This window comes from Kineococcus siccus (assembly GCF_009906795.1).
GTDB classification, from domain to species: domain Bacteria; phylum Actinomycetota; class Actinomycetes; order Actinomycetales; family Kineococcaceae; genus Kineococcus; species Kineococcus siccus.
Genome location: NZ_JAAALN010000145.1, coordinates 1 through 10,859, shown reverse-complemented (window position 1 = coordinate 10,859; position 10,859 = coordinate 1). Strand labels below are relative to the sequence as shown.

Annotated in this window: 14 protein-coding genes; 6 read left to right on the top strand and 8 right to left on the bottom strand. The window is 78.2% G+C overall.

The genetic code is table 11. From position 1 onward, the window contains the following. The 5 genes from GTR02_RS24570 to GTR02_RS15190 form a co-directional block, all read right to left on the bottom strand. Positions 1 to 768: glycosyltransferase (locus GTR02_RS24570; protein ID WP_166608342.1), on the bottom strand; the 768-nt coding region annotated here is incomplete at its 3' end. Then, the gene (locus GTR02_RS15205; protein ID WP_166608341.1) at positions 765 to 1,163 is read right to left on the bottom strand and encodes a 6-carboxytetrahydropterin synthase; all 399 of its coding nucleotides are present in this window, start codon (positions 1,161 to 1,163) and stop codon (positions 765 to 767) included. The genes GTR02_RS15205 and GTR02_RS24570, both read right to left, overlap by 4 nt. A gap of 32 nt (positions 1,164 to 1,195) precedes the next feature. Next, positions 1,196 to 2,176, bottom strand: coding sequence for an MDR/zinc-dependent alcohol dehydrogenase-like family protein (locus GTR02_RS15200; protein WP_205709355.1), 981 nt, complete (start codon positions 2,174 to 2,176; stop codon positions 1,196 to 1,198). Then, positions 2,173 to 3,333 (bottom strand): alpha/beta fold hydrolase, encoded by a 1,161-nt coding sequence (locus GTR02_RS24565; protein ID WP_166608340.1) that lies wholly within the window; start codon positions 3,331 to 3,333, stop codon positions 2,173 to 2,175. Before GTR02_RS24565 ends, GTR02_RS15200 begins: the two co-directional genes overlap by 4 nt. Continuing rightward, positions 3,330 to 3,737, bottom strand: a complete 408-nt coding sequence (locus GTR02_RS15190) for a DoxX family protein (RefSeq protein ID WP_166608339.1) — start codon at positions 3,735 to 3,737, stop codon at positions 3,330 to 3,332. Before GTR02_RS15190 ends, GTR02_RS24565 begins: the two co-directional genes overlap by 4 nt. 60 nt (positions 3,738 to 3,797) lie before the next feature. Here GTR02_RS15190 and GTR02_RS15185 point away from each other — a divergent pair, with 60 nt between their 5' ends. The 3 genes from GTR02_RS15185 to GTR02_RS15175 are packed head-to-tail and all read left to right on the top strand — an operon-like array spanning position 3,798 to position 5,222. Continuing rightward, positions 3,798 to 4,334, top strand: a complete 537-nt coding sequence (locus GTR02_RS15185; protein WP_166608338.1) for a hypothetical protein — start codon at positions 3,798 to 3,800, stop codon at positions 4,332 to 4,334. A gap of 14 nt (positions 4,335 to 4,348) precedes the next feature. Beyond that, on the top strand, positions 4,349 to 4,801 hold the full coding sequence (gene msrB, locus GTR02_RS15180) for a peptide-methionine (R)-S-oxide reductase MsrB (RefSeq protein WP_166608337.1): 453 nt from the start codon (positions 4,349 to 4,351) through the stop codon (positions 4,799 to 4,801). Between the two features lie 58 nt (positions 4,802 to 4,859). Continuing rightward, positions 4,860 to 5,222 carry a hypothetical protein gene (locus GTR02_RS15175; RefSeq protein WP_166608336.1) on the top strand — a complete coding sequence of 121 codons (363 nt, stop codon included), beginning with the start codon at positions 4,860 to 4,862 and terminating at the stop codon, positions 5,220 to 5,222. 72 nt (positions 5,223 to 5,294) lie between these two features. Here the strand turns inward: GTR02_RS15175 and hemQ are convergent, their stop codons facing one another. The 3 genes from hemQ to hemE all read right to left on the bottom strand — a co-directional run bounded on the left by hemQ (position 5,295) and on the right by hemE (position 8,588). Next, the gene (gene hemQ, locus GTR02_RS15170) at positions 5,295 to 6,035 is read right to left on the bottom strand and encodes a hydrogen peroxide-dependent heme synthase (RefSeq protein WP_166608335.1); all 741 of its coding nucleotides are present in this window, start codon (positions 6,033 to 6,035) and stop codon (positions 5,295 to 5,297) included. Positions 6,036 to 6,127: 92 nt separating this feature from the next. Next, on the bottom strand, positions 6,128 to 7,549 hold the full coding sequence (gene hemG, locus GTR02_RS15165; protein WP_166608334.1) for a protoporphyrinogen oxidase: 1,422 nt from the start codon (positions 7,547 to 7,549) through the stop codon (positions 6,128 to 6,130). Next, positions 7,542 to 8,588, bottom strand: a complete 1,047-nt coding sequence (gene hemE / locus GTR02_RS15160) for a uroporphyrinogen decarboxylase (RefSeq protein ID WP_166608343.1) — start codon at positions 8,586 to 8,588, stop codon at positions 7,542 to 7,544. Before hemE ends, hemG begins: the two co-directional genes overlap by 8 nt. 168 nt (positions 8,589 to 8,756) lie before the next feature. On the opposite strand from hemE, the gene GTR02_RS15155 reads away from it, so the two are divergent. The 3 genes from GTR02_RS15155 to GTR02_RS15145 form a co-directional block, all read left to right on the top strand. Further along, entirely contained in the window at positions 8,757 to 9,347 is a 591-nt protein-coding gene (locus GTR02_RS15155; RefSeq protein WP_166608333.1) for a DUF3000 family protein, read from the top strand. Positions 9,348 to 9,535: 188 nt separating this feature from the next. Then, positions 9,536 to 10,138 (top strand): LuxR C-terminal-related transcriptional regulator, encoded by a 603-nt coding sequence (locus GTR02_RS15150; RefSeq protein ID WP_166608332.1) that lies wholly within the window; start codon positions 9,536 to 9,538, stop codon positions 10,136 to 10,138. A 66-nt stretch (positions 10,139 to 10,204) separates the two neighbouring features. Continuing rightward, positions 10,205 to 10,859 (top strand): ribonuclease D (locus GTR02_RS15145; protein ID WP_338073836.1); only part of this gene is annotated, 655 nt, incomplete at its 3' end.

Genomic DNA, 10,859 nt, shown 5'->3' with positions numbered 1-10,859 from the left:
CAGCTCGCCCGCGCGCGCGACCAGCGAGGGGACGCCGCGGGCGAGGGCCTCGGCGACGGCCATGCCGTAGGGCTCGGCGGAGGAGAGCAGGACGTGCAGGTCGGTCCTCGCCCACTCCTCCGCGAGCTCCCGGGCGTCGAGCGGGCCGAGCAGCCGGACCCGCTCCGAGGCCGCGACGCCGGCGCCGCCGGGCGTCGGGGCGACGGTCCCGGCGCAGCGCAGCGACCACGGCCCGGCGAGCGCCTCGACCGCCGCCGCGGCGAGGTGCTGGCCCTTGCGCGGGGTGACGGACCCGACGCTGAGCAGCCGGTGCGCGCCGCGGGCGCGGGAGGCCGGGGCGGGGTCGGTCCCCGGCTCGGCGACGGCGAGCGACGTCAGCCCGGGGGACAGCGCGCGCAGCCGGGCGGCCGAGGACGTGCTGGTGGCGATGACGGCCGCGACGTGGCGCAGGGCCGCGACCTCGTCGGCGAGGACACCGGCGGGCGGGTCGTCGTCGGCGCGCAGCAGGTGCACGAGCAGGACGGGACGCACCCGGGCCGCGGCGGCCGCCAGCAGCGCGGGGTGCGGGGTGGCGACCAGCCCGTCGAGCAGGACGACCCCGCCGTCCGGCACCGCCGCCAGGGCCGCGGCCAGCTCCGCGGGCGCCGTCACGGTGACGGCCCGCAGCTGCGGCAGGCCGGCCAGCAGCCGCTGGTCGTAGCGGTTGCCGCCCGTGGGCGCCGCGAGGCCGGCCGGGACGAGGAAGGGCACGCGCGCGGCGGCGCTCACAGCACCCGCTCGTAGGAGGCCCACGCGACGTCGGACTCGCGCAGGGTGACCACGAGGCCGTCGAGCCCGGCGGCGTGGCCGCCCAGCTCGCCGGCCGCGACCGCGTCGGCCAGCCGGTCGGCGATCCAGCGGGCCAGGAACTCCGTCGTCGTCGTGGCGCCGCGGAACTCCTCGACGTCGTCGAGGTTGCGGTACGTCAGCCGGGCCAGCACGGCCGCGAGCGCGCGGGCGGCCGCGCCGATGTCGACGACGAGCCCGTCGGGGTCGAGGTCGGCGCGCCGGAACCCCGCCTCCACGACGTAGGTCGCGCCGTGCAGCGCCTGCGCCGGGCCGAAGACGGCGCCGGGCAGGCTGTGGGCGATCATCGCGCGGTCGCGGACGGTCAGCGTGAACACGGCGGCGCTCCTCCGGTGGGCTCGGCTCGGGGTCAGGACGGGTAGCGGACGCGGTGCAGCAGGGCGTCGCCGCCGGGGCGCAGGACCGACGGCAGGACCCGGGGCAGGTCCGCGAACGCGGACTCCCCGCTGACCAGGGCGTCGAAGGCGTCCTCCCGCAGCAGGTGCAGGGCGAGCGCGAGCCGCCGCCGCGGGTCCCAGCGCGGTGCGCGCGACGGCGGGACCCGGCCGACCTGGCTGGCGCGCAGCGTGAGGCGCCCGGAGTGGAACCGCTCCCCCAGCGCCACCTCGACGCGGCGGTCGCCGTACCAGCTGAGCTCGGTGAGCACGCCCTCGTCCCCGAGCAGCTCCAGGCCCTGCGCCAGCCCGGCCGCGGACCCGCTCGTGTGCAGCACGGCGTCGCGGTCGCCGCGGGCCTCGGCCGGTGCGACGACGGCGACGCCCAGGGCGGCCGCGGGCCCGGCCCGGGAGGGCTCCGGGTCGACGGCCTCGACGTCGGTGCCGCAGATGCGGGCCGCGACCGCGGCGACCAGGAGGCCCAGCAGGCCCGCCCCCACGACCGTGACGCGGTCGCCGGGCCCGAGCCGGGCGTCCCACACGCCGTTGACCGCGGTCTCGAGCATCCCCGCGAGCACCGCGCGCCCGGGCGGCACGTCGGCCGGGACCGGCACGACCGCGGCGGCCGGGACGACGTAGCGGTCCTGGTGCGGGTGCAGGCAGAACACCGTGCGGCCCAGCACCTCCCGGGCCCGGGCGCCCGCCGCGGTGACCGTGCCCACCGACAGGTACCCGTACTTCACGGGGAAGGGGAACTCGCCCGCCTGGAAGGGCGCCCGCATCGCGGTGCGCTCGCCCGCCGGGACCCCGCCGCGCAGCACGAGGGCCTCGGTGCCCCGGCTGACGCCCGAGAACAGCGCCGCGACCTCGACGTCGGCCTCGCCGGGGACGGGCAGCTCCTCGGTGCGCAGCTCCCCCGTGCCGGGCCCCGTGGTCCAGAACGCGCGAGCCCTCACCGGTGCGTCAGGACGAAGTCCGCGACGGCCCGCTCCCAGCCCTGCGGGTCGACGTTCCACTCCTTGGTGTGCCGCGCCTGCGTGCTCGCCACGTAGGTGACGAGGTCGGGCCGGGCCTCGGCGAGGCGGCGGGAGGGGCCCGAGGGCACGTAGTCGTCGTCGTCGGAGTGCAGCAGCAGGACGGGCAGGGCGAGCTCCTCGGCCCTGCGCACCCAGTCGAGCAGGCGCAGGTCCAGGGGACCCTCCAGCCCGACGAGGCGGCGCGCGAGGGGGTGGCGCAGCAGCCGCACCCCGTACCGGCCCAGCGGGACGGGCAGCCCCCGGGCCCGGGCCTGGTGGTCCAGGACGTCGCGCCAGTCCACGACCGGGGCGTCGAGGACGACGGCCGACACCGCCTCCGCCAGCGGGGAGCGGGCGAGCAGCTGCAGGACGATCGCGCCGCCCATCGACCACCCGACGAGCAGCACGCGCCGCGCGCCCGCGTCCAGCGCGTACCGGACGACGGCCTCGACGTCGGGCCACTCGGTGTCGCCCAGGCCGTAGGTCGCGGCCGGCGACGCGGGCCCGTCGGGGTCGTTGCGGTAGCTCGGCACGAGACAGCCGACGCCGAGGCGGTGCAGCAGCGCGACCGCGCGCAGGGCCTCCTCGCGGGTCGCCCCGCGGCCGTGGACGAGCACGGCCCAGGTGCCGTCGGCGACCTCCGCGGCGGGCGGCACCGACCAGCTGGGCAGCGGCCCCACCGGCCCGGCGACCTCGACCTCCTCGTGGTCGAGGCCGAGGGCGCTCGTCGGGTCGCCCGCGTAGTAGTACTGGTTCCACCGGGCCGGCCCGGGCAGGAGGACGCCGGCGTCGACGCCCAGCAGCTCCCGGACCACGGAGTCCCCGGTGCGCGCCAGGACGTCGCCGACGCGGGCGTGGCCCCGGCCGCCGTCGGTCCACAGGCCGTAGCGCCCGGGCACCACGGTGTCGGGGCCCGCGGCCAGGACGACGCGGGTCGGGCCGACCTGCAGGACCTCGACGTCGTCGGGCTTGTGCCGCGACGGGGTCACGACCGCGCGCGCGAAGGCGGTCGCGACGCCCGTGACCCCGACGAGGGCGCCCGCCGCGACGCCGACCGAGGCCGCGGCGCCCACCGCGGCCCGCCGCCGGCCGGTCACGGCCGGGCCACCCGCAGCGCGGCCACGACCAGCGGGACCTGCAGCGGCAGCCGGGCCAGGGCGAGGGCGCAGGCCCGCGCGTGCCGCGGGCTGCGGGCGCGGCGGCGCCAGGCGTCCAGGGCCTGCTGGCCGTTCGCCGGCCAGACGCCCACGAAGAAGGCCGCGGTGGCCCAGCCGGCGGCGCGGCGGGTGGCGGGGACCGCGAGGCCCGCGGCGAGCCCCAGCTCGGCGACGCCGGAGACCAGCGTCCAGGTCCGCGCGTCGCCGGGCAGGGCGCGGGGGACGACCGCGTCGAAGGGCGAGGGCCGCAGGAAGTGCCCTGCGCCCGCCACCCCCAGCAGCACGGTGAGGGGCACCCACCGGCCGGCGGTCGCGGGCCGGCCGGACACCGCGGAGGACGCCATGGCCGCATCCTGCCCGAGCACCACCCGGGACGGCACCCCACCCCCGCTAGCGTTGGGGGCGTGTCCGCCGAGCAGCCGTCCCGCCCCACCTCCGTCGCGCCCGCCACCGTCGTCGTCCTGACCGAGGAGGCCTTCGGCGACGTCGACGCCCGCAACCTCGCGCAGCTGCGGGCGGCGGAGGCCGACGCGGGTCCCGTGCACCACCTCGTGCTGGTGCCGGCCGACACGCACCGCAGCGTCCTCGCCGACCTGCTGGACCACCTGAGCCTGGGTGAGCTGCGGCAGGCCCTCGGCGCGGTGCGCGGGGGGCAGCCGGACCCGGCGGCGGCCCGCGCCGACGCCGAGACGGCCCTCGCCGCGACGCTGGCCGCGCTCGCCGCGGAGGGGCTGCAGGCCGACGGCCGGACCACCGCCGACGACCCGCTGCCCGAGGTGCGCCGCGTCCTGGCCGCCGACCCGGGCGTGCGCGAGCTGGTCGTCGTGACCCGCCCGCACGCCGTCGGGGACACCTTCCACCGCGACTGGGCGTCGCGGGCGCGCGACGAGTTCGGCGTGCCCGTCCTGCACCTGTACGCGGGAACGTCCCGCCTGGGCTGACGGTTGTCACCGGCATGAGGAACCACGGCACCGACACCCCGCAGAGCACCGGCAGCGCCTACCCCGTGCAGAAGAGCGAGGCCGAGTGGCGCGAGGAGCTGAGCCCGCAGGAGTACGCCGTCCTGCGCCAGGCCGGCACCGAGCGGCCGTTCACGGGCGAGTACGAGGACACCACCACCGAGGGCGTCTACGCGTGCCGCGCGTGCGGCGCCGAGCTGTTCACGAGCAGCGAGAAGTTCGCCTCGCACTGCGGGTGGCCGTCCTTCTTCGACCCCAAGGACTCCGCTGCGGTGCAGCTGATCTCGGACCGCTCGATGGGCATGGTCCGCACCGAGGTGCGCTGCGCGGCCTGCGGTTCGCACCTGGGCCACGTCTTCGAGGGCGAGGGCTACCCGACGCCGACCGACCAGCGCTACTGCATCAACTCGATCAGCCTGACGCTGCGCCCGGCACCCTCCGCGAGCTGATCGCGGCCTGCCCGGCGGCGACGTGCGTCCCGCGTCGGGCGCGGGCAGAGTGGGGGTCATGACCGAGCCGTACGCCGAGAGCTACCAGGACACCGACCGCGAGCTGGACCCGCTGGACGACCCGGACCTGCGCGCCGAGAACTCCGAGCTCGCCTCGGACGACGACGCCGACGCCCTCGACGAGGTCGGGGCCCTGGGGACCGACACCCTCCTCGCGGACGACGACGACGACACCTACGACACGACCCGCTCGGTGAGCCACGCGACCGAGGTGCTCATGAGCGACGACGTCGACGCGGACAACGAGACGATCGAGGAGCGCCTGACCCAGGAGGTGCCCGACGAGTCCGGCGGCACCGGCGCGTCGGGCCTCGGCGACCACGTGGCCGCCGCGGACGACGTGGACCCCGAGCGCGTCTGACGCACCGCCCACGACGACGAGAGCCGCCGCCCCCGGGAGGGGACGGCGGCTCTCGTGCGTCGCGGGTGCGGCTCAGGGCAGCTGGGCCACCAGCTCCGGCAGCTCGACGCGCGGGCCCGTGTAGAACGGCAGCTCCTCGCGCACGTGGTGGCGGGCCTCGGTGGCGCGCAGGTCGCGCATGAGGTCGACGATGCGGTGCAGCTCGTCGGCCTCGAAGGCGAGGACCCACTCGTAGTCGCCGAGGGCGAAGGCCGAGACGGTGTTGGCGCGCACGTCCTCGTAGGGGCGGGCCGCGAGGCCGTGGTCGCGCAGCATCGTGCGGCGCTCGGCCTCGGGCAGCAGGTACCACTCGTAGGAGCGCACGAACGGGTACACGCACACGTAGTCGCGGGCGCGCTCGCCGGACAGGAACGCGGGCACGTGACCGCGGTTGAACTCCGCGGGGCGGTGCAGCCCGACGACGGACCAGACCGGCACGAGGTGGCGCCCGAGGCGCGTGCGGCGCAGCCGGCGGTAGGCCTCCTGCACGAGCTCGACGGTCTCGGCGTGCCACCACACGAGCAGGTCGGCGTCGGCGCGCAGCCCGGCCACGTCGTAGAAGCCGCGCACGACGAGGCCCTTGCCCGCGAGCTCCTCGAGCAGCGACTGCACCTCGGCCGACAGCTCCGCGCGGTCCGCGTCGCCGAGGGTGTCCCGCACCGCGAACACCGAGTACATCGTGTACCGGATCGTCGCGTTGATCTCCTCGGCCGTCGGGGCGGCGGGCGCGGCGGCGGTCGCGTCGGCGGCGGGGGCGTCGGCTGCGTGCGTCATGGCCCCATCCTCCCGCGTGCCCGGCGCCCCCACCGCCCCGGGTGCGGTGAGCCCCGTCACCCGGCGGAGCCCCGTCACCCGGCGGAGCCCCGTCACCCGGCGGCGGGCGCGGCGAGGTCCGCCAGGACCGCCGCCGCGGCGGCACCGGCGTCCGCCACGCACGCGGGGACGCCGACGCCGTCGAGCACCGAGCCGCAGACCGCGAGCGCCCCCGCGGCCGCCACGGCCCTCCGCACCCGGGCGACCCGGTCGACGTGCCCGACGGCGTACTGCGGCAGCCCGTCGACCCAGCGGGCCACGGCGCCGTCCACGGGCGTGAGCGGCCGGCCGAGCAGGAACGAGGCGTCGCGCGCCGCGAGCGCCAGGACGTCGGCGTCGTCGCGCTCGAGGACGGCGGTCTCGCGGGCCCGGCCCAGCGAGACGCGCAGCACGCGGACGCCGGGGTCCTGCTCCGCGACCCAGGCCCACTTGCTCGCCGACAGGGTCAGCGCCTTGGCCTGCAGCCCCTCGGCCGCCCCGACCACGGGGGGCACGAGCAGACCGGACCCCGTCAGGCCCGCGAGCGCCGCCGCGGGCACGGCGAGCGCCGCGATGACCATGCTCGCGGTCTCCACCGCGGCCAGCTCGTGCGCGGCGGCCGGGACGGGGCCGCGCAGCAGGCGCGCGGCGACGGGGGCCGGCACGGCCAGGACGACGGCGTCGGCGTCGACGGCACCCGCGGGGGTGTCCAGCCGCCAGCCGGACGCGGTGCGGCGCAGGGCGGTCACGGGGGTGGACGGCCGCACGGTGCCGCCGCGCCCCGGCAGGCCCGCCGCGAGCGCCTCGGGCAGGCGCGACACGCCCCCGCGCACGCCCGCGAACACCGGCGTGCCCGCGGCGGGCCGGGCGGCCGCGGCGCTCACGCCCGCGAGCAGGGAGCCGCCCGCGCGGGCGTGCTCCCACAGCGCGGGGACGGTGGCCTGCAGGGACAGCCGGTCGGCGTGCCCGGCGTAGACGCCGCCGAGGAGGGGCTCGACGAGGCGGTCCACCACCGCGCGCCCCACGCGGGAGGCGACGTAGTCGCCCACCGACACGTCCGCCGTCACCGGCGGGGCGGGCAGCGCCGGCTCGGCGGCGACGCGGGCGACGTCTGCGGGCGGCAGGAGCCCCTCGACGGCGGCCGCGCTGCCCGGCACGCCCATCAGCGTCCCCGCGGGCAGCGGCACCAGCGCGCCCTCGGTGCGCACGCTCGCCCGCGCGGTCGCGGGGTGCACGAGGTCCGCCCCGAGCCCGGCGGCGCGCACGAGGTCGACGGCCTCGGGCCGGCGCGCCAGGACCGACTCCGCGCCCGTGTCGACGACGACGCCCCCGACCTCGACGCGGTCCAGGACGCCGCCCACGCGGGCCGCCGCCTCGAGGACCTCGACGCGCACGCCCGCGGCCGTCAGCGCCCAGGCCGCGCTCAGGCCGCTGATCCCCGCGCCGACGACGACGACGTGCGGGACGACGGCGGGCGGGGGCGCCGGGTCAGGCACCCGCCCGCCAGGCGTGCACCTCGTCGACCACGCGGTGCAGCACGTCGGGGTCGGTGCTGGGCGGCACGCCGTGGCCGAGGTTGAACACGTGGCCACCGCCCGCGGCCTCCCCCGCCTCGAGCACGCGGTGCACGGCGGGGCGCAGCACGTCCCACGGCGCGAACAGCAGGGCGGGGTCGAGGTTGCCCTGCACCGCGACGCCGCGGTCCAGCCCGGCGGCCAGCAGGCCCTCCCGTCCGCGGCGGGCGCCCTCGTCGAGCGGCAGCCGGAAGTCCACGCCGAGCACGTCGACGCCGCCGTCGACCGCGGCCATGTCGCCCAGCAGCTCCCCCGTGCCCGTGCCGAAGTGCGTGCGCGGCACCCCCAGGTCGCGGACGGCGGCGAGCGCCTGCGCCGAGTGCGGCGCGACGAGCGCGCGGTAGTCCGCGACCGACAGGGCCCCGACCCAGGAGTCGAAGAGCTGCACCGCGGAGGCCCCCGCGGCCACCTGGGCCCGCAGGAACTCGCCGGTGATCTGCGCGAGCCGGCTCAGCAGGTCGTGCCACAGGCGCGGGTCGGCGTGCATGAGCGCCTTGGTGCGCAGCAGGTCCCGGGACGGACCCCCCTCGACGAGGTAGCTGGCGAGGGTGAAGGGCGCGCCCGCGAAGCCGATGAGCGGGGTCGCGCCCAGCTCGGCGGTGATGAGGCCGACGGCCTCGGTGACGAACCCGAGCTGCCCCGCGTGCAGCTCGGGCAGCCGGTCGAGGTCGGCGCGCGTGCGGAACGGCTGCGCCACGACCGGGCCGGTGCCGGGGACGATGTCGAGGTCCACGCCCGCGGCCTTGAGCGGCACGACGATGTCGGAGTAGAAGATCGCGGCGTCGACGCCGTAGCGCCGCACGGGCTGCAGGGTGATCTCGGTGACGAGCTCCGGGGTGCGGCAGGAGTCCAGCATCGCGGTGCCCTCGCGCGCGGCCCGGTACTCCGGCAGCGACCGGCCGGCCTGGCGCATGAACCACACGGGGACGCGGTCGGCCACCTCGCCCCGCGTCGCCTGCAGGTACGGGGCGGTCGACGGGACAGCGGTGGACGGGACGGCGTTCGGCGGGACGGCGTTCGGCGGGACGGCGGTCCCGGGAGCCGCGGGAGGAGGGCTGCTCGGCACTGCCCGATGGTCGCACGGCGTGCCGTCGCCCCCGGTCCCGCCCGGCGTGCCTACTCTCCGTCCGTGAGCGTCTCCCAGGTCTCCAGCGGCGGCCCGCCCGCCTTCCTGGCGGCCGTCGAGGCGCTGCGCGGGGCGCGGCTGCGCTCGGAGCTGCTCCTCACCGAGGTGCCCGCGCCCGCGCGCATCGCCCCGCACGCCGTGGCGCTCGCGGGGGACGTCGTGCTCGCCGGGGACGAGCTCGCGACCGGCCGGTTCATCCTCCTGCACGACGCCGCGGCGCCGCAGGAGTGGGGCGGCACGTTCCGCGTCGTCACCTACGCCCGGGCCGACCTGGAGGCCGACCTCGGCTCCGACCCGCTGCTGGGGCAGGTCAGCTGGACCTGGCTGGAGGACGGCCTGGCGGGCGCCGGGGCCCGCGCGTCGCGCGTCGGCGGCACCGTGACGCGCGTGCTGTCGGAGAGCTACGGCGACCTGGCCGGGCGCGAGCCGTCGGTCGACGTCGAGCTGCGCGCCTCCTGGACCGCCGACCCGGGTCACGACGGCCGGGTCGACGTCGTCGCGCACCTGCAGGCGTGGGGCGAGCTGCTGTGCACCGTGGCGGGGCTGCCCCCGCTGCCCGAGGGCGTCGCGTCCCTCGGCCGCCGCACCCGCTAGGCGCCGCTGGGCCGGACGCGCTCCGCCTCCCGGTGCGGCAGGGCCCGCGGTGATCACCGCGGGTGCCGCGGGGCCGGGCCGATCGACCGTTCGGGGTCAAGGTCGGGTGCGGCCGCGCCGATCACCTCCCCAGGAGAAGAGGCGTGCCGCAGGAGGCGGGCGCCCGCTCACTGCTGCAGGAGGACCACGTGACTGCACTCGTCGAACGGCCAGGGATGGCCGTTCCGTCACGACTCGGCCGCTTCGCCGCCCTGGTCGCCGTCGCCGACCCCGCCATCCGGGAGTCCGTGACGCGGACCCTGCGCATGCTGGGCGCCGTGAACGTCGAGCACGCCACGAGCGTCGCGCAGGCCCGGGCCCTGGCCCGGACCGGCCCGCGCGCCCTGTTCATCGCCGACGCCGGGCTGCCCGACGGCTCGGGCGCCGCCCTCGTCTCCGAGCTGCGCTCCGCCGGCTGGAACCGCTGCGTCGTGCTGTCCAGCAGCGCGGACCCGTTCGCGGTGCGCGGCGCGGTCGCCGCGGGCGTGCGCTGCTACCTCGTCACCACGCGCCCGGAGGGCGTGGGCTTCGAGGGCCGCGGCGGCGAGTCCGGCGTCGACAGCCTCTCGGAGCGGGAGATCGAGGTCCTGCAGCACGTGGCCGACGGTCGCTCCAACAAGGACACCGGCGCCCTGCTCGGCCTGTCCGCCCTGACCGTCAAGAGCCACCTGGCCCGCATCGCCCGCAAGCTCGGCACGGGTGACCGCGCCGAGATGGTCGCGATCACCCTGCGCGCCGGCGTCATCCAGTAGGTCCCGCACCGCGGTGCGCGGCGGGGCGGGGACGGCACCCGTCGCCCGCCCCGTACGGTGGGCGGCGTGGCAGTGGACGCGAGCAGTGCGGCAGCCGAGGAACCGGTCCCGGAACCCGAAGCGCCGCTGCTCAGCGCCCCCGCCGACGGCGTCCCCGACGTCGTGACGACGCCCGAGGCCCTGGCCGGCGTGGTCGCCGCGATGTCCGCCGGCACCGGGCCGGTCGCGGTCGACGCCGAGCGCGCCTCCGGCTACCGCTACGGCCAGCGCGCCTTCCTCGTGCAGCTGCGACGACGGGGCGCGGGCACGGCGCTGGTCGACCCCGCGGCGCTGCCGGACCTGTCCTCGCTCGGCGAGGCCCTCGCCGACGTCGAGTGGGTGCTGCACGCCGCGAACCAGGACCTGCCCTGCCTGGCCGAGGTCGGCATGCGCCCGACGACGCTGTTCGACACCGAGCTCGGTTCCCGCATCGCCGGGCTGCCCCGGGTGGGGCTGGGCGCCGTGGTCGAGGAGTTCCTCGGCATCCGCCTCGCCAAGGAGCACTCCGCCGTCGACTGGTCGACGCGCCCCCTGCCCGAGCCCTGGCTGAACTACGCCGCGCTCGACGTCGAGGTGCTGCTGGAGCTGCGCGACGCCCTCGCCGACCGCCTGACCGAGCAGGGCAAGCTCGCCTGGGCGCAGGAGGAGTTCGCGGCCGTCGTCGACGCGCCCGCCCCCACCC